The sequence below is a fragment of the Pseudoalteromonas sp. SCSIO 43210 genome (assembly GCF_054133285.1).
Map to the genome: position 1 here is coordinate 4,586,549 of NZ_CP087225.1, position 17,721 is coordinate 4,604,269.

At 42.4% G+C, this 17,721-nt stretch carries 4 protein-coding genes, 1 rRNA gene, 5 pseudogenes and 1 other annotated feature; of the genes and pseudogenes, 3 read left to right on the top strand and 7 right to left on the bottom strand.

The window, feature by feature from the left end; all coding sequences use genetic code 11:
- Nucleotides 1-187: 187 nt before the first annotated feature.
- Nucleotides 188-1,723 (bottom strand): 16S ribosomal RNA (locus tag LOS73_RS19910).
- Nucleotides 1,724-2,511: 788 nt separating this feature from the next.
- Here LOS73_RS19910 and LOS73_RS19915 point away from each other — a divergent pair.
- The 3 genes and pseudogenes from LOS73_RS19915 (at nt 2,512) to LOS73_RS19925 (ending at nt 5,197) form a co-directional block, all read left to right on the top strand.
- Nucleotides 2,512-3,692, top strand: a pseudogene (locus LOS73_RS19915) (IS3 family transposase).
- 9 nt (nt 3,693-3,701) lie between these two features.
- A pseudogene (locus LOS73_RS19920) lies at nt 3,702-4,877 on the top strand (IS3 family transposase); the annotation flags it as partial.
- Between the two features lie 227 nt (nt 4,878-5,104).
- Nucleotides 5,105-5,197 (top strand): hypothetical protein, encoded by a 93-nt coding sequence (locus LOS73_RS19925; RefSeq protein WP_442961671.1) that lies wholly within the window; start codon nt 5,105-5,107, stop codon nt 5,195-5,197.
- A 36-nt stretch (nt 5,198-5,233) separates the two neighbouring features.
- Here LOS73_RS19925 and LOS73_RS19930 read toward each other — a convergent pair.
- The 6 genes and pseudogenes from LOS73_RS19930 to LOS73_RS19955 all read right to left on the bottom strand — a co-directional run bounded on the left by LOS73_RS19930 (nt 5,234) and on the right by LOS73_RS19955 (nt 17,649).
- Nucleotides 5,234-6,585: pseudogene (locus tag LOS73_RS19930) on the bottom strand (IS3 family transposase).
- Nucleotides 6,084-6,199 (bottom strand) — a sequence feature (AL1L pseudoknot). Its footprint overlaps the pseudogene before it by 116 nt.
- A gap of 161 nt (nt 6,586-6,746) precedes the next feature.
- Entirely contained in the window at nt 6,747-11,471 is a 4,725-nt protein-coding gene (locus tag LOS73_RS19935) for an amino acid adenylation domain-containing protein (protein WP_457934197.1), read from the bottom strand.
- Nucleotides 11,468-11,755 (bottom strand): annotated as a pseudogene (locus tag LOS73_RS19940) (phosphopantetheine-binding protein); the annotation flags it as partial. The pseudogene LOS73_RS19940 and the gene LOS73_RS19935, both read right to left, overlap by 4 nt.
- Nucleotides 11,756-11,857: 102 nt before the next feature.
- Nucleotides 11,858-14,935 (bottom strand): annotated as a pseudogene (locus LOS73_RS19945) (amino acid adenylation domain-containing protein); the annotation flags it as partial.
- 54 nt (nt 14,936-14,989) lie between these two features.
- Nucleotides 14,990-15,973, bottom strand: a complete 984-nt coding sequence (locus LOS73_RS19950; protein WP_337150644.1) for an MsnO8 family LLM class oxidoreductase — start codon at nt 15,971-15,973, stop codon at nt 14,990-14,992.
- Nucleotides 15,973-17,649: a cyclic peptide export ABC transporter gene (locus LOS73_RS19955; protein WP_457934198.1), complete on the bottom strand. Its 1,677-nt coding sequence runs from the start codon at nt 17,647-17,649 to the stop codon at nt 15,973-15,975. Before LOS73_RS19955 ends, LOS73_RS19950 begins: the two co-directional genes overlap by 1 nt.
- Between the last annotated feature and the right edge of the window lie 72 nt (nt 17,650-17,721).

Consider the following 17,721-nt stretch of genomic DNA (forward strand, 5'->3'; position numbering starts at 1 on the left):
TCAATGGTACTGCTACCATTGTTTTTTTACTTTTGAAAACTCTTGATAAATACAATGTATCTATCAGAATTTTATTATCAGCTTTTCCAAATTTTTAAAGAGCATATTAATTAGCTATCCCAAAGGGACAAGCACTAATTAACAATCATCTGTGTGGACACTACGAACAAATAAGTTCTAAATCGTATAAGGAGGTGATCCAGCCCCAGGTTCCCCTAGGGCTACCTTGTTACGACTTCACCCCAGTCATGAATCACTCCGTGGTAAACGTCCTCCCGAGGGTTAGACTATCTACTTCTGGAGCAACCCACTCCCATGGTGTGACGGGCGGTGTGTACAAGGCCCGGGAACGTATTCACCGCGTCATTCTGATACGCGATTACTAGCGATTCCGACTTCATGGAGTCGAGTTGCAGACTCCAATCCGGACTACGACGCACTTTAAGTGATTCGCTTACCTTCGCAGGTTCGCAGCACTCTGTATGCGCCATTGTAGCACGTGTGTAGCCCTACACGTAAGGGCCATGATGACTTGACGTCGTCCCCACCTTCCTCCGGTTTATCACCGGCAGTCTCCTTAGAGTTCTCAGCATTACCTGCTAGCAACTAAGGATAGGGGTTGCGCTCGTTGCGGGACTTAACCCAACATCTCACAACACGAGCTGACGACAGCCATGCAGCACCTGTATCAGAGTTCCCGAAGGCACCAAACCATCTCTGGTAAGTTCTCTGTATGTCAAGTGTAGGTAAGGTTCTTCGCGTTGCATCGAATTAAACCACATGCTCCACCGCTTGTGCGGGCCCCCGTCAATTCATTTGAGTTTTAACCTTGCGGCCGTACTCCCCAGGCGGTCTACTTAATGCGTTAGCTTTGAAAAACAGAACCGAGGCTCCGAGCTTCTAGTAGACATCGTTTACGGCGTGGACTACCGGGGTATCTAATCCCGTTTGCTCCCCACGCTTTCGTACATGAGCGTCAGTGTTGACCCAGGTGGCTGCCTTCGCCATCGGTATTCCTTCAGATCTCTACGCATTTCACCGCTACACCTGAAATTCTACCACCCTCTATCACACTCTAGTTTGCCAGTTCGAAATGCAGTTCCCAGGTTGAGCCCGGGGCTTTCACATCTCGCTTAACAAACCGCCTGCGTACGCTTTACGCCCAGTAATTCCGATTAACGCTCGCACCCTCCGTATTACCGCGGCTGCTGGCACGGAGTTAGCCGGTGCTTCTTCTGTCAGTAACGTCACAGCTAGCAGGTATTAACTACTAACCTTTCCTCCTGACTGAAAGTGCTTTACAACCCGAAGGCCTTCTTCACACACGCGGCATGGCTGCATCAGGCTTGCGCCCATTGTGCAATATTCCCCACTGCTGCCTCCCGTAGGAGTCTGGGCCGTGTCTCAGTCCCAGTGTGGCTGATCATCCTCTCAAACCAGCTAGGGATCGTCGCCTTGGTGAGCCATTACCTCACCAACTAGCTAATCCCACTTGGGCCAATCTAAAGGCGAGAGCCGAAGCCCCCTTTGGTCCGTAGACATTATGCGGTATTAGCAGTCGTTTCCAACTGTTGTCCCCCACCTCAAGGCATGTTCCCAAGCATTACTCACCCGTCCGCCGCTCGTCAGCAAAGTAGCAAGCTACTTTCTGTTACCGCTCGACTTGCATGTGTTAGGCCTGCCGCCAGCGTTCAATCTGAGCCATGATCAAACTCTTCAATTAAAAAGTTTTATGTCTTTCGACAGCTCAATGAATTCTGAATTTTTTAATATCTTTCGATATTGAATTGACTGTGCCGAATAATTACCGAAATAACTATTCTGTTGGTCACTCAGTTTTCAATTGAGACTCTAATTTGTTTGCCTCGCTACCTAAGTAGTTTGGCTGTTAGAACTCAATCTGTACGAGTGCCCACACAGATGATTGCTTTATATTGTTAAAGAACGTTGCGATTATAAAGTTGAACTTTATCTCGCTAGGGCTGCGCATATTACGCTTTCCTATCTTTTGTCAACACTTAAATTTAAACTTTCTAAAAAGATTCAGTTTAAGTTTCATTTAACTCTCTGAGTAGTTCGTGCCTCGCCATGCGTTGTCCGCTGCGCGTCGCCATATCCCATCTCAGTGGGGTCGCATTATAGGGAGATCCGAAAACAGATCAACCCTTTTTTGAAGAAAACTTGAAATAATATGCTGTTCGCTGAATATTCATGCCAAACACTACAAAACCTATGCTTAATTTACGTTTTAATTACTTTATTAAGTAATTTAATGTAAAAAGCCCAGTGAAAATCACTGGGCTTTTGCTAAATAATAATTGTTTCGTCCTGAAATGTGTTTACACATTTAGGATTTATTATGACCAAGTCAAATAATACACTGATCAAAGGAACACAACGAGATTATTCATTAGGCTTTAAATTACAAGTTGTTGTAGTGGTACAGTGATTTTGGCCACCCATTAAGAAAGAAATGTTATGCTAACTAAGCATACAAATTTGGGTGAAAAAATGACGAAATTAAAACGCGCAACATATTCAGCGGCAATTAAATTAGAAACGGCTCAGCTTGTAGTAGACCAAGGTTATACGCAAGAAGACGCAGCAAAAGCGATGGGGGTGGGTAAATCAACCGTAAGTAAGTGGGTTACTCAATTAAAGCTAGAACGCAATGGTCAGTCACCATCAGCTTCACCAATGACGCCCGAACAAATTGAAATCCGTGAACTTAAAAAGTAAATCCAACGCATTGAATTAGAAAAGGATATATTAAAAAAGGCTACCGCTCTCTTGATGTCCGACTCCCTGAACAATTCTCGTTAATCGAGAAGTTAAATCAACGAGAGCGTTATCCAATTAGTCTGCTGTGTAGCGTATTCAATGTGCATCGCAGCAGCTATAAGTACTGGGCCATACGGGATACAGCGCCGACACCTGAGCAAGCAAGGTTAGAGGCTGAAGTAAAAGCAATACATGCGATGAGTGGTGGTTCAGCAGGGGCACGGACAATCGCAGCGATAGCAACGAACAATGATTTTGAATTGAGCCGTTATCGTGCAGCTAAGCTAATGGTTAAATTAAAGCTCGAAAGCTGCCAAGTACCTCAACATTCATATAAACGTGGTGGTAATGAACACCTTGAAATCCCAAACCTGCTTGATAGACAGTTTGATGTTGTTGAGCCGGATACCGTGTGGTGCGGTGATGTGACGTATATTTGGACAGGCAATCGCTGGGCTTATTTAGCCGTGGTTATTGATTTATTTGCACGCAAAGTGGTTGGCTGGGCAATGTCGTTGTCACCAGATACTAATTTAACGCTAAAAGCGCTTGAACTCGCATATGAAAGCAGAGGGAAACCGACAGGACTCATGTTCCATTCAGACCAAGGTAGCCATTATACAAGTTTAAAATATCGCCAACGTTTATGGCGCTATAAAATCACACAAAGTATGAGTAGACGTGGAAATTGTTGGGATAATGCGCCAATGGAGCGATTTTTTAGAAGCTTTAAGACGGAATGGATGCCAAAGATTGGATATGGAAACTTTATAGACGCTAAATATAGCGTAAGTGATTACATAAATGGATATTACAACAATGTTAGGCCGCATCATTATAATGCCGGTTTAGCACCAAATGAATCTGAGGTTAGATATCAAGATTCTAAAACTGTGTCCAAAATTAGTTGACCACTACATGTCGACGCTGTAGAAAAAGGCGATATGACTTATAAACAAGCCCAATAAAATTATGGCATACAAGGTCGTTCAATTGTACTTACTTGGTTAAGAAAACACGGTAAGGTGGTTTGGACTCAATCACCTAAGATGACTATGCCAGCATCACTTAAAGCTAAAGAAAGCCCCGCTCCAAAAATCAAACGCCTCGAACGAGAGCTTGAAGATAAGCATTTACGTAACCTGTTACTCAATGAAGTGGTTAATATTCTTGACGCTGAGTATGGGACAAGCCTTCGAAAAAGTATATTGCCAAGGAGCAAGAAGCCTTCAAAAGCAAAAAATAGTTAGCTTAGAACGTGCTTGCAAGCAGCTTGGTATAACCAGACAAGAGATATATCAACGAGAGAGCAGAGCTAAATTGCGTGCTAGTGAATTAGCACCAGTTAAAGCGATGGTATTGGAAATACGACGCTTTATGCTGCGTTTAGGTGGAATAAAATTATACTTTCTACTTAAACCCAAATCCATAGAGCAAGGCATAAGTTTAGGTCGAGACGCTTTCTTTAGTTACTTGAGAAATTAACATTTATTGGTTAAACCTAAGCGTAGTTATACAAAAACTACTTTAACTACTTTTAGTAAACATTGGATGAAAAAGCATCCTAACTTGCTTAAAGATATGCAACCATCGAGGCCAGAAGAGGTTTTGTAAGTGATATAACCTACGTTCAATCAGCGCAAGGTGTTCACTATCTATCGCTAGTAACTGATGCGTATAGTCGCAAAATTATGGGTTATGAACTCAGTGATGAAATGAAGGCGACAGATGTTGTTAAAGCATTAGATATGACAATCAATAATCGTCAGTATCAATGTAGTACGATTCATCATTCAGATAGAGGATTGCAGTATTGCTCGCAGGTATATCAAGTAAAGCTTAATGAAAATGGCATTATTCCATCAATGACCGATGGCTATGATTGCTATCAGAATGCACTGGCGGAGTGTATTAACGGCATATTGAAGCAGGAATTCTTACTCTATAAATGTCAAAACCTAGAAGAGCTAAAGCAGCTCGTCGATGAATCAATATTGATATACAATGAAATGAGGCCGCATTTGAGTTTTGGAATGAAAACACCAAACCAAGTGCATAAAAAAGACCAGGAGCAAAAGCTACTGGCCTTCAATTAAAACCGTCAACGTATTTTAGGACGGGACAAGGATGTTTTGAGTCAAATATTAATGGTGGGCAATATGGTAGGCTTAGCAATCATCAAAAAGACTGACTGGTGGACAATTGGTTTATATGAAACACATTACAGCAAAACAAATTCAAGCATTCGTTAAAGATGAATCTAAACGTCATCCAATAGGAGGGGTTATATTTAGTAGTTCGCAAGGCGGCTACTCCTCATTGGATGTTACGTTACTCATCTAATGGAAAAAGAAAAGAGATTACGATAGGACAGTACCCTTTCGTTGGCAAATGCCAGATCAGATGCTGCAATTAAAAAGAAGAAAGTTAATAGTGTTGAATCGCCCCGAGTTCATTGGAGAACAGTTTGTTTAAGCCAAGCTACTTTACCTGACTCATTTAAATTGTCATAGTAATCAGTTTCATATTTAGCTGGTGAAACATATCCAATTGAAGAAAATAAGCATTGATTATGAAGCCAATTAATCCACTCTAAAGTTGCTTATTCAACAGCATCAACATTTTTATAAGGTCCATTCCTGCGAATAATTTCTGTTTTAAATAAGCCATTTATTGTTGCAGCCAATGAATTATCATAAGTATCACTCACACTGCCTACAGATGTTTGAATACCTGCTTCAGCAAGTCGTTCTGTATATATTATGGACAAATATTGACTTCCTTTATCGCTATGGTGAATAAGTCTTTTTGGATCCTCATGATCCCAAATAGCTTGCTCTAACGCATCAAGAATGAGACCAGTGTGCATCGTCGTTGATACACGCCAACCTACAATGTATCGTGAGAATACGTCTATCACGAAGGCCATGTAAAAAAATCTGCTCACGTAGCGACATAGGCAATATCAGCCACTCACAGTTGATTAGGTTGCTCTGCCGTAAATTGACGATTAACTAAGTCCTTTGGCTTATCTTGTTGTTCATCTAATATCGTTGTTTTACATACTTTACCGCGACGAGCACATTGGATACTCATACCTCACATTAGTCGCTCTACGGTGCAACGGGCAACTTGGTGACCGTCAAGTTGTCGTTGTTTCCATATTTTTCTTGCCCTATAAAACTGACATATTATCCTCCCACACTTGGCGAATGAGTATCATCAGCTCAGCACCACGCTTTTTGCGGTAAGATAGTCGCTCAGGCTGCCTCTATCGCTGTTTGCGAGCGTAATACGTTGAACATGCAATAGACAATTCATTGCAAATTGACTCGATACTGTAATGCTCACGACAAGCATCTATAAAAGTCACGCTTATTTCTATTTGCGGTCGAGCTCCGCTTGGGCGAAAAAAGTCGCAGCTTGCCTTAAAATATCATTCTTTCGCTTTAACCCTTTATTTTCACGCTCTAAAACAAAAAGTCGTTCTTCAGCTGATTGAATGTTAGATGATGGTTTTGATGGTTTTGATGGTTTTGATGGTTTTGATGGTTTTGATGGTTTTGATGGTTTTGATGGTTTTGATGGTTTTGATGGTTTTGATGGTTTAGATGGTTTTGATGGTTTAGACGGTTGAGCTTGAGACTTCTTAACCCATGCTCCAAGTATTTCTGGAGTACACCCCAGTTTATCTGAAATCGATACGAGTGCAGCCTAAAAAGAGGGACATTCATGCTGCTGTGTAATAACAAGCCTAATTGCATGTTCAAGAAATTCTGATGTATAGCGATTTGATTTTTTCATAGTTCCAATTTCTCAAGTTATTGAGTCTCTAGCAAACACGGAGCGATCCAGTGTTGATAAACTTAATCATTGCACAAGAAAACGAGGGGGTATAAAACCCCTTATGAATTATTTATAGGACAGTCAACAAAACTGGTGAACTGTATAAACAATTGCACTTATTACTTGAATTCAAGATTCGATAACCCTCCTGTACTTGGCTTCAAATCGGGTGAGCTTAAAATCACTTGTAACGCAGCATCGTAATAACTCAAGATCTGCTCACGTGCAACTTGGTCAAAAACACGGTTCTCAAAGCTCAGCCTAAGCCCTAGCTCCCCTTGCTCCCGGCGGTGTATATAAACACATTCCCAGATATAGCTAGAAGTATTGTTTCCATTAGCAGCACCATCATCGCCTTTGCTGTGGTTTACTTGAAAGTCTACATAATTAAACAGGCAACCTGAAAAATCTAGCAATAACGTTTGTTGTAGTTGTGCCACCGGATATTGCCTATGCTCCCAACTGTCCTTTTGCAGGAGGTCGACTAAGTTAACAAGTTCACGCCAACTTTTTCTGTTTGTATCTACCGTCAAAGGCAGAGGGTTCAGAAACAGACCAATTGCTGTATCACCGCCATTAACCTCTAGCCGGCCATGGCGAACGATAGAGCTGGTAATTTTGTCGGTACCGTTAACCTTTGCCAGTACCCACATATGAGCAGCCAAAACAATACTTCGCGGCGACACCCCCATTGAGGCTGCCGTATTTTCAAGTTGGTCATGTAAAATAGACAGGTCATTGCTGATCCTGTAGATGTCCTTTGCAGTTTTTCCTGTCCAAGTAGGTAACTCAGCATTAGCAAGGTGGCTTTGCCAAAAGGTATAGGACTCGTTGCTTTGTAAAGCTTGCATTTCGGCTGCAATGTACGTATTAAACTTCAAAGTTTCAGGCTGACCCTGAGCCCCATTCCCTTCCACATAGTCCTCATAACGCTGAATAAACTCAGGCAACAACATGGACGCACTCCATCCATCTAAAATGGAATGGTGATTGGCAAAAGTGAAGGCGCATTCGTTATTACCATAGATATGTACCGTCATTCGCCACAAAGGAATACTGGTATCAAATCGACGTTGTGACTCAACTTTAAACCAGGCAGCATAATCATCTTCTATTGACTCGAATGTTCGACCTTGCCAATTAACAACTTGGATCGCCCCCTTGTAGTCGCGTAACACACACTGCACAGGCTCTTCATTTGAAAAGTCAAATACCGTTCGCAATATAGCGTATTGCTCAACCATATCCTGCCATGCAGCCAGGAATAACTTCTCATCCCACGGCGAATTCATTTTTTCTGACATTATATCGTGATAGCTTCCATGTAATTGACTGTGATCTATAAATACCCTTTGTAGATAAGAAAGTGGATAAGCATCTTCGTAGGCTTTTGTGTCTATAGCCTCTTTTGTTTTGTCATTGAGCAATGCAAATGGGGCAACTTGCGCAGTGATATTCTGACATTCAATGCTGTCGCTGCTTATCGCCATCGCAAGCTCCGCAACTGTTTGATTTGTAAATAAGTCCTTTACGCTAAAAAGTATTCCCTTTTCTTTGGCAAGTGCAACAAGGCGAACCGCCAAAATTGAGTCACCACCCACACTAAAGAAATTATCTGTAATACCAATAGCCGACTCTTTCAATACGATTTGCCATATCTGGCAAAGTTGCACCTCTAATTCATTGGTAGGTGGCATATAGTCTTGTTCAATACTATATTCCGGCTCAGGTAAAGCTTGCCTGTCAACTTTACCTGTTACTGTTATTGGGAAGTGCCTTAATACAACAAATGCCGATGGCAGCATATAATGCGGTAACCTAGTTTTTAAGTCGTTCCTTACAGCCTTGATAAACGATGCATCAGTGGGTTGCTGATGGCCTGACTTTTGTAGATAAGCCACCAGCCTTTTATCCCCTAGCGCTGCTTCCTTAACTAATATTAAGGCTAGTTTGACATTAGGGTGTTTGTTTAATTCAGCTTCAATCTCGGGTAACTCTATGCGAAAACCGCGTATCTTTACTTGGTGATCTACTCGGCCTAAAAACTCTAGTGTACCGTCACTTAACCAACGAGCCTGATCCCCTGTCTTATAAAGTCTTCCGCTCCTAGTAAATGGGTTGGCAATAAATTTTTCATCAGTCAGTTTAGGCTGATTCAAGTAACCGCGGGCAAGGCCTTCCCCACCTATGAGCAGTTCACCTGAAACCCCTGCTGGCTGCAGCTGGCTTTCGCTATTAAGAATATATAAGGACGTATGGGCAAGCGCACTACCTATAGGAATAACAGAGTCCTCGGCTATATCTTTTTCTGTTACATCAGCATAGCTCACATCAATAATTGATTCTGTTTGGCCATAGATATTCATGCAGCGGGCATCGCGAGAAACCACTTTTTTTAAATTTATAAGGTCTTTCCCGTACCAACTTTCAGAGCCAACCAGTATGTAACGTAGGACACTCAAAGTTTCCTTTTTACTCAGTAAGTACTCTGTCATCATTCTAAGAACAGCTGGCACAAAGTCGCCGAAACTAACCTGTTCTTCTTGCATTAAAGCTACTAGCTCCTCTGGTGTAAGCAGTGTTTCTTTGCTCGAGATAACAAGTTTGCCACCTGTCAATAATGATTTTACCATATCACCTAAGCAGATATCTACAGTGATCCCTGCCATTTGTATAACGCAAGGAGGTTGTTGATACAGTGAGAAAACTTGATCCCACCCATGCAAGCGTACCATCATGGACCGATGCTCAACCATTACCCCTTTGGGTTTACCAGTGGAACCAGATGTAAATACGATATAAGCGAGATTGTTAGGCGTTAGGCCGATGTTTTTTCGCCCGATGTTACCACAAGCCCTTGTGCAGGCCTTAGCTGTTAACGCGTCAACATCTATTACGTGGAGACCGCGCCTAATTGAATTAATGGTATCGACGAATGCTTTTTCGGTAACGAGGTTATTTATTTTTGTTTCATCTAATAAAGCGTTAAGGCGCTCTACTGGAAAGCTGATATCAAGTGGAACATACGCCGCACCTGACTTTAAGATACCTAAAATACCCACAACCATGAATTGAGAACGTTCCAGGTAAATGCCCACATGGGACTCCGGACCAACTCCCTGTTCACGTAAATGGTGGGCGAGTGCATTGGCTTGTTGGTTCAATTCATTGTAAGTAAGCGTGAGGCTGTCAAAGACCACTGCAATCTTGTCTGGGTGTTTAGCTACTTGCAGCTCAAAAGCTTCATGTATACAAAGTTCATCTGTAAAAGGGGCTTTAAGTTGCTCATTTGATAGCCCCAGTACTTGCTTAATCGATTGGTCGAGTTGTTCAAACGAAAGTAGCGGTAAGCGATTTACAGGGTATGAGGGCGAGGTTATCGCGTTTTGAAGCAAGGTTTCAAATCCATTCATCATTTTAGTAATGGTATCTGGCTGGAATAAGTCAGTTGAAAACTCCCACTCCATCACAAAGCCATCTGTAACAGGAAGTGCTGTTAAGGTTAATTCAAACTGGGAAAACTCAGACTGATGCTCCAGGTGACCTAACGTGACATCAGGGAAGTTAATTTCCATATCATCACGATTACCTCTTCCCCAATCCTGGAAAGACAGCATCACTTGGCATAAAGGCGCGTAACTCATACTACGCTCTATTTGTAATTCATCGATTATCTTATCAAATGACAGCTGCTGGTGAGCATGCGCATCTAAAATGGTTTGCTTGCTGGCTTCGATTAAATCGCCGAAACTTTGCTCTCCTGAAAATGTTAAGCGCAGCGGCAATGTGTTAACAAAAAAGCCGACTAACGGCGCTAACTGTGCTTTTTCCCTATTTGCGATTGGCGTACCAATAACAATATCATTTTCACCACTGTAACGTGATAAGAAGTAACTAAATGCTGCATGCACAACCATGAATAAAGTGGCATTGTGGGAATGTGCTAATGCCTCTAATCCATGCTTTATGTCAGCGCCAATATGCTGCCTAAGCGTAGCGCCTCGGCTTGAAATTTGCTGCGGACGGGTATGATCTAAAGGCAATGCATGAAGCTTTGGAGCAGCCTGTAGCTTGTTTTTCCAATAACTCAGGTGGTTTTCCAATACGTCATCTTTTAAGTAGTTGCGTTGCCATCGAGCATAGTCTGCATACTGAAGACCTAGCGCTGGAAGTGGATCATCCTGTTTGTCCAGGTAAGCGCAATAATAAGTCTCTAACTCTTGAACAATAATGTTCATCGACCAGCCATCAGTATTAATGTGATGCATACTGCCCAACAAAACAAACCGCTCAGCTTCTTCCTGAACTAAGAAAAGGCGCAACATAAGATCCTGACTTAGATTAAACGGCTTTTGCGATTCCTCGGAAATTAGCCTGTCCAACTCGCCTTTTTTGTTGGCTGCATCTTGAATATCAATCACAGGCAACTGAAACGGTTGGTGCTTGCGAACAACCTGATAAACCTGATCTGCATCTTTTATAAATACAGTTCGCAAACTTTCATGGCGTTGCACAATTTTATTAAAAGCATACTGCATTGCAGCCACATTCAGTGAACCATTAAAAACCATGGTCATTGGAATATGGTATTGCAAGCTTTCCCCTGCCATTTGGTCAAGCACCCATAAACGCTGCTGTGCAAATGAAGGGGGAGCAATATCCTTATTGGTGCTGATTTTCAGGTTTTCATACAGTATCTTAATGTCAGCCTTGTTTTTCTGTAGCTTTTGTTTGATGTCATCGGTCAACGCTCCCTTAGCCGCATTTACTGATAACTTGTCATCTTGTAATGAGATAATTATATCCAGCTCTTGGGCTTCGACCAGAAACGGAAGTAAGCTCATAGTTCAAACTCCTCACGTTCACTAGCGGACACTTGTTGAGCGTTTGCTATTAACTCAGGGTTGCTGCCATCTTCCTTACTGAGTGTTGTTGCTAGGTCAACCTCAACTGCAAACTGGCGCAAGTTTTCGGTATTGAATAAAGTGGATACCGGCAGCTCAACATTAAACTCCTGACTGATCTGAGCAAGTAACTTGGTTGCTAATAAGGAGTGGCCACCCAGGTGGAAAAAGTTACCAATTACACTTACTGGAGCATCTAACTGCAACACGCTTTGCCAAAGCTGTGTTAGCTTCTCTTCCGTTGGCGTTTCCGGTGCGACATACTCAATTGATTCATTGGCATAAGTCGGAGCCGGTAAGGTGGAGCGGTCAATTTTACCATTGTTGTTAAGGGAGAACTTATCCACGATGACAAAGGCAGCCGGCAACATAAAATCAGGTAGCTTGCCCTTAACATGGGATTTTAACCGTATTTCTAGCTCGGTATCTGCTTGCTGGATCATTGCACCATTAGTCGTGACGTAAGCGACCAATCGTCTATCACCAGGCGCATCCTCTCTAATCATAACAAGTGCCTCAGCGACATCAGGGTGTGCAGACAGGCAAGCTTCAATTTCACCTAACTCAATGCGAAAGCCTCTTAGTTTTACTTGATTGTCGGCACGGGATACAAAGACAAAATTACCATCAGGTAACTTTCGAACGAGATCCCCAGAGCGATAAAGACGCGCACTTGGCTCATCATTATATGGGTGTTGGATAAACTTTTGCTGGTCAATGTTGACAGAATTGAGGTAGCCCTTAGCGAGCCCTGCACCACCAATGCATAACTCACCAATTGCGCCATCTGGCAAGATTTGCAAGTCGGAAGATAAAACCCATAACTCAACACCATTTATCGGCTTTCCAATAGGTAAAATATCGATGGGATCGAAATCACTACTCACTGTATGGCAAGTGGTGAATGTGGTATTTTCTGTTGGGCCGTAACAATGAATAACCTGTATTCCTGGCAAGGCTTTAACCATCTTTTGAATTGCATATGGTGAAGTCACTTCACCGCCAACAAGCACCTGTAAACCGATCCAGTCCGGCTCTGCGGGATCCGATGAACCATCTAATACACTCGCCCATTGCTCAAATAGTGCTGTAGTAATAAACAGAGTGTTAACCTGACGTTGTAAGATAAGCTTATTTAGTATTTGTATATCGATATAATCTGATGGGTATAGGCTTAATTGTCCGCCATTTAACAGCGCCCCCCATACCTCAAATGTCGTCGCATCAAAGCTGATAGAGGAAATTTGTAGCATCTTGGTATGTTCATTGAGTGCAACGTAACCGGCGTCAAGCACTAGGCGCAATACCCCTAACTGGTTAACCATTACGCCCTTAGGCTGCCCCGTCGAACCAGAGGTATAGTTAATATAAGCCAAACTCTGCGTGTTAATGTCAGTGATGTTTAGATCAGTAACAGGTTTAGCAAGTAATGCCATCAACACCTGGATATCATCGACACAAATACATATCTGTTGGTTGCTGCCCAGTGGAAGCTTACTTACAATCGCCTGTTGAGAAAGCACAACCTTTACCCCTGAGTCTTTTAACATATAGGTTAAGCGTGTTTCAGGATAGTTGGGGTCAAATGGTACATATGCACCACCTACCTTCAAAATCGCTAATATTGAAACAATGAGATCAGGGCAACGGGTAAAACTGACGCCAACCAACTCCCCTGGAACAACTCCCTGCTGAATGAGGTAGTGTGCAAGCTGATTAGCTTTAGCATTTAATTCAGCATAGCTTATAGTGCCCTGTTCAGAGATGACGGCAGGCGCATCCGGAGACTTACGGGCAAATGATTCAAATGTCCCGCTTATACTTAAGCTTGGATCAATTACCGTTTGACGATCTACGCTTGCTTCTTGCTGCATATGTTGCCGCTGCGAAACTGAAACAAGTGGTAGTGACAATACTGGGCTCTTTGGCGACGCCGTGATATGGCTTAGCAATACCTCAAAAGCACTGGCCAAAGCACTTATAGTCGAACTTGAAAACAACTTAGGGTTGTACTCCCAGTCACAATTTAACCGCCCGTCCTTATCTTCAATATTCAAGGTGATATCAAATTTGGCTATGCGCATGTTTTCAGCAAGCGGTGTAAATGTTAAGCCATCAAAATCAAAGTCAGGTATTTGGTTGTTTTGCAAAGAAAACATGACCTGAAAAAGAGGGGTGTAACTCTCGCTTCGCGCTGGATTCAGCGTTTCAACAAGGCTATCAAAAGGCACATCCTGGTTGGCATAAGCATCTAATGTATTTGCCTTAACTTGCTGAATATATTCTATAAAACTTGGGTTGCCTGTTAACCTTGTACGTAATGCAAGGGTATTGACAAAAAAGCCGATGAGGGGGAAAAGCTCAGCTTGGGTGCGATTGGCAATGGGAGTCCCGATCACAATATCTTTTTCGTTACTCCAACGGTTTAGTAACAGTGCAAAGGCGCCTTGCAATAACATAAACAAGGTACATTGCTGAGACTGGCATAAGTCCTTTATCGCAGTTGTTAGCTCGCCATCCAGAGTATATTGGTACAAGGCGCCATCTTGGGATGGCCGAGAAGGTCGAGGGTAGTCTAACGGCAAGCTATGCACTTCGGGCGCATCGGCCAAGGTGTCCTTCCAGTATGCTTGCTGCTTCTCTAATGCTTCATCTTTAATGGCGTTACGTTGCCAATTGGCAAAGTCTACATATTGAAATGCAAGTTCAGGTAGAGGATTTATCTGATTATTGTTGTACGCACGGTAAAGCGAATTTAGCTCTTGCAGCATGACACTGACAGACCAACCATCTGTGGCAATATGATGAATTGTGAACAATAGTAAACTTTCGTTTTCAGATTGTTTTATGAGCAAGATCCGCAACATTAGGTCTTCTGTGAGATTAAATGGCTTAGTTGCCTCGTCCAGAAGCTCCCCATTAATCTCACTCTTAGAGGACGCCATCTCTTTAATGTTCAACGCAAAATTAAATGACTCCTTTACGACTTGTAAAGGCTCCCCATCACGCTCAATAAAAACGGTTCTTAGGCTTTCATGACGCTCGATAACCGTTTTAAAAGCACGAGTTAATGCTTCAACATTTAAAGGGCCAACCAGCTTAAAGCCGCCTTGAACGTGATAACTCGCATTAGATCCTTTTAGCTTGTTAATGAACCATAACCTTTGTTGCGCAAATGAAAGTGGAACACCGCTGGCCTTCTCTTCTTTGGTGACACGTATCATCTGATTTTGCATCGTACTCGATTTAACGTGTTCCAATAATTGGGCTTTATGTTCTGTAATGGCATTTGCCACGTCTTGGGTAATGCACCCCTTTGCTGCATTTACCTTTAGCTGATCATCGGCTACTTCAAGTGCCACTTTTTTATCATTTAAAAAATTAACTAATGCTTGAAAATTCATACTACAAAATATCCGTTTTAAAAACTGTGATTAAATTAAGGTAATTAAGTGTGGTCATATTGCCAGACCTTCAGCGATCAATTGATAGTGCTTTAGTAAATCTTCAGCAGTTTCGGTAACAGTTAATAGCGTTAGCTCATCCAGCTCAAGCTCCTCAATCAGCTGGGTTAGCTTTTCACTCACTTGCGACTGGTTGCCAACAATCAAGGTGTCATTCATTTTCGACTCAATTTCAGGATCTTTTGATACCTCAATCAACTTTTCACTTTCTGCCATGGATGGGAATGGGATATTGTGACCGCCTCTCTCGGCAAGCATACTCCAGGCGACAGAACTTAGACTCATGCGTTTCGCCTTGTCCTCTGTATCGGCGCAATATGCTGCAACGGCCAAGTTAACAGCTGGAGCCTTTAAAAATGCGGAAGGTTTAAAGTTTTCCCTGTAAGCCTGAATCGATTGTTTCGCCAATTTCGGGTTTGCAAAGGACGCATAAGCATAACTAATCCCCCTTTCTGCCGCATACAGTGCCGAACCAGGACCTGCACCTAGTACCCAACATTCAAGCTGAGGCGCTCCTTCAGGAGATGCGTAAACGGTTTTTTCATCGTTAAGGTAAGCATAAACTTCATCCTGCTTTGCATTAATAATGGAAGGACTAAACTCATGATCACCCAATGCTTGGAGTGCGCCATGTACCGCACCGGGAGATCGGCCAACCCCCAAGTCAAAGCGCCCCTCACAAAGGGTTGATAACATTTTAGCCGTTTCTGCAACTTTTAAAGGGGCATAATGGCCAACAAGGATGCCTGCTGTTCCAACCCGAATTGTAGAAGTCTCAGCGCCAATTTTAGCGGCCATAAGTTCAGGGCAAGCACTGGCAAACCCTTTCTGATTATGGTGCTCTGCTACCCAATATCGGTGAAAGCCCATTTCCTCCACTTGTTTTGCCAAGGCAATTGAACGGTTGATCGATGTAACAGCAGTTTGCCCCGTAAAAATAGGAGATTGGTCGAGTGCGTTTAGTTTTATTTTTTTCATTACGCCTCCTTTTGAATAAATGGTTCAAGTGTCTTTGGGTTTACAGGAGGGTTAGACAGTGTTTCTTGTATATGGCCTTGATCAAATTTAATGATTCGATCAGCGGCGTCGAAAAATAAGTCATCATGACTAATGGCAATGACGGTTTTTCCTTGTTGCTTTAATTCAGGTAGCAACTCTCGATAAAAGAACTCCCTATAATAGCTATCCTGATCGGCGGCCCACTCGTCAAACAGGTAAATATCAGGGTCTAATATCAAGGCTTGAATTAACGCAAGTCGCTTTCGTTGGCCAGAAGAGAGCTTGGTCGTTGAAATGCGTCCCTCTTTGTATGTCACTTTTGTATCTAGTGACAGGCGCTTTAAGTAGTTGTCAACGACACTTTTTTCCGCTGGATTGCCATACTGGTCAACAAACCAGTCAAACAAAAAGAAGTCAGAAAAAATCGCGGCAACACGTAACTGTTTTTGAGCGGTATCACTAACAGTGCTAGTTATAAGCTCAAGTTTACCGTGTTGTGGCTGATAGAGCTGGGTAACAAGCTTGGCAAAGGTCGACTTGCCACTACCATTACCACCAATCACAAATAATACTTCTCCTTGTTCTACACTTAAGTTTAAGGGGCCAACAACAAATTGGGAGTCGTCCAAGTTTTCGGTGTCATAGTGAAAGGTACATTCCTTCATAGCCAGCTTAGACCATTTTTGCTGTATTGCTTCGCATGTTTCAGAATTCAATTTGGGAGCATTATCTGACGACAAGTCAATACCAAGAGACAATATCTTCTTATAGGCCACGGCACCCCTAACGCACTCTTCAACAGAACTGATCATCATGCCTAACGGTCCAATAAGGTAGATGGTTACAAATACGTAAGCCACCATTATATCCAGCGGTAAATGATTAAAAATAGCTGATGAGAATACAACGGCCCCTAACGCAATAAAGATAATTACGTTTGTCCAGTTGTTGCTTATATTAAAGAGTGTCTGCCCTTTAATTTCGAGAGCACGAATATGATTAATGGTCGGGTTAATTTCGTTATCAAGAAAGTATTGCTTTCCTGAAGGGTTTAAATTGAGCTCTTTTGCACCCTCAGTCAGGCCACGATAGCTTTTATACAAGCCATCTTCTTGATCTCGTATTTGATTAAAAAAAGCTGTCGCACGGGACATGATTAAGTTTGTGATTAATAAGCCCAAGACTATCACGCTGAATAAAATCAAAAATGACTGCCAAGATAAATGAGCCAGATACCCAAAGCACAAAATAACCAAGATGCTATTGAAACATAATGCAGGAAAAATCAGCATCGCAGTGGACAATCGGTTGACGTCCGTAGACAATGTTGCCTGAAGCTTATGTGGACCTAATTTTTCCAACTCACTATACCGCATAGCTAAAAGGTGTGAAGAAAGTGTTTTTCGTAAACTTCTCACTGTATTTGTGCTAAAGATGGTGACACTTTGTTGGGCAATGAACCCGCCCACCATTACTGCTATGGCACCTAAGGCATAGAACGAAAGGCGTTGAAGGTAATCAACGCCTTCACCTGCAAGTTTTACCTCACTTTGTATTGCTGAAATAAGCCATAATGAACTTACGGCACTGGTTATGCTGCCAATTATAAATAAAGGCAATAGTTTCCAGTATCGCTTTAACCCTTTTATTATCATGTTGTTACCCTTGAATTTTGGAGCTTCACCGCATTGGATATGTCCAGTTAGCGGTGAAAGCGCCAATATATT

Coding starts and splice junctions, on each gene's coding strand:
- LOS73_RS19925 (WP_442961671.1), top strand. CDS start 5,105: ATGTTACGTTACTCATCTAATGGAAAAAGAAAAGAGATTACGATAGGA.
- LOS73_RS19950 (WP_337150644.1), bottom strand. CDS start 15,973: ATGAAAAAAATAAAACTAAACGCACTCGACCAATCTCCTATTTTTACG.
- LOS73_RS19955 (WP_457934198.1), bottom strand. CDS start 17,649: ATGATAATAAAAGGGTTAAAGCGATACTGGAAACTATTGCCTTTATTT.
- LOS73_RS19935 (WP_457934197.1), bottom strand. CDS start 11,471: ATGAGCTTACTTCCGTTTCTGGTCGAAGCCCAAGAGCTGGATATAATT.